Below are 1,600 nucleotides of genomic sequence, written 5' to 3' on the forward strand. Positions count from 1 at the left end.
CCGTGTCCCGGTCGACGGCCACCACGCGCGCGCCGGCCTCGGCGAACGCGAAGGCGGTGGCCCGCCCGATGCCGCTTCCCGCGCCGGTGACCAGCACGAGCTGGCCGCCGAAGCGCTCGGCGTGCTTGCCCGTGGCCTTCGTGCGCTGAGCGGGCACGCCCGCCTCCCGCTCCTCGTTCGCCAGGACGAATTCGCTGATCCACGCGGATAGTTGATCCGGGCGGGTGCGCGGTACCCAGTGCTTGGCCGGCAGCGTGCGTCGGACCAATCCCGGTGCCCACAGCTCCAGTTCGTCATAGAGCCGCTCGGACAGGAAGATGTCGCCGAGGGGCAGGACGAGCTGCACCGGCACGTGCGCGTACGCGTCGGCGCGTGGCCTGCTCAGCCGCGCCCGTACGTTGTCCCGGTAGAGCCAGGCGCCGTGGGCGGCGTCCGAGGGCAGGGACGGCGTCGGGTAGTCGCCCGCCGGCACCTTCTCCATGCGTTCGAGGATCTTCGGCCAGCGCTTGCCGAGCGGCCCGCGCCAGGCGAGCTCGGGCAGCACGGGCGTGTGCAGCATGTACACGTACCAGGACTTGGCGCCCTGGCCGAGCAGCTGGCCCACCCTGCGGGGCGTCGGCCGCGCCATGCGCTTCTTGATCCAGTGCCCGAAGTGGTCGAGCGACGGGCCCGACATCGAGGTGAAGGACGCGATCCTGCCCTCGGTACGCCGGACCGTGGCGAACTCCCAGGACTGCACCGAGCCCCAGTCGTGGCCGACCAGATGGACCGGCTCGTCCGGGCTGACCGCGTCGGCGACCGCGAGGAAGTCGTCCGTCAGCTTCTCCAGCGTGAACCCGCCGCGCAGCGGCGTCGGCGCCGTCGACCTGCCGTGGCCCCGCACGTCGTAAAGGACCACATGGAAGCGGTCGGCGAGCCGCTCGGCGACCTGCGACCACACCTCCTTGGAGTCCGGGTAGCCGTGCACGAGCACCACCGTGGGCCGGGTCGGGTCGCCCAGCTCGGCCACGCACAGCTCGATACCGCCCGTGCTCACCCAGCGCTCCCGCGCTCCGGCCAGCCCCTTGAGTTCCGCCATCAGATGCCCTCCGCCCAGCGCCGCACATGCGGCAGATCGTCGTCCAGCCAGAACGCGCTCTGCTCGGGGTCCTTGGAGTCGGTGACGACCAGGATCTCCTCGAACTTCGCGCCCGTACCCCGGAAGCCGAGGTGCGGCTCCACCGCCCACAGGCCCGGCTGCGGCGGATGGTCGGAGAACTTGTACGGCGACCACAGGGGGGACCAGCCGTCCCGGTGCCCATGGACCGCGTCGCTCGCGAGCCCCTTCAGGGACTGCGTGCCGAAGCCGAACAGCGTCGGGGAGATCCGGCGCTCCTTGACCCGGTCCACCTTGTGCGCGATCACCCCGAACGGGTACGCGCGATGCCGGTTCGCATAGCCCTGGCGGACCATGAGACGGTCCACGTCCTCGTAGATCTCCCGCAGGGAACGGCGCTCACGGACCTCGCGCACGATCAGCTCGCGATGTGCCTCCAGGTCGGCGAGCAGCTTGTCCTGCACGGGATTGGGGCCGAGCGAGCCCGAGTAGCCGATGTCCGCC

At 71.3% G+C, this 1,600-nt stretch carries 1 protein-coding gene and 1 pseudogene; both read right to left on the minus strand.

Features of this window, described 5'->3' with window-relative positions; translation table 11 throughout:
• On the minus strand, positions 1–1,078 hold a 1,078-nt coding region (locus tag ACWD4P_RS38140; protein ID WP_449782811.1), incomplete at its 3' end, for an SDR family oxidoreductase.
• Positions 1,078–1,600, minus strand: a pseudogene (locus ACWD4P_RS38145) (M24 family metallopeptidase); the annotation flags it as partial. The gene ACWD4P_RS38140 and the pseudogene ACWD4P_RS38145, both read right to left, overlap by 1 nt.

Source organism: Kitasatospora sp. NPDC002543 (genome assembly GCF_053594915.1).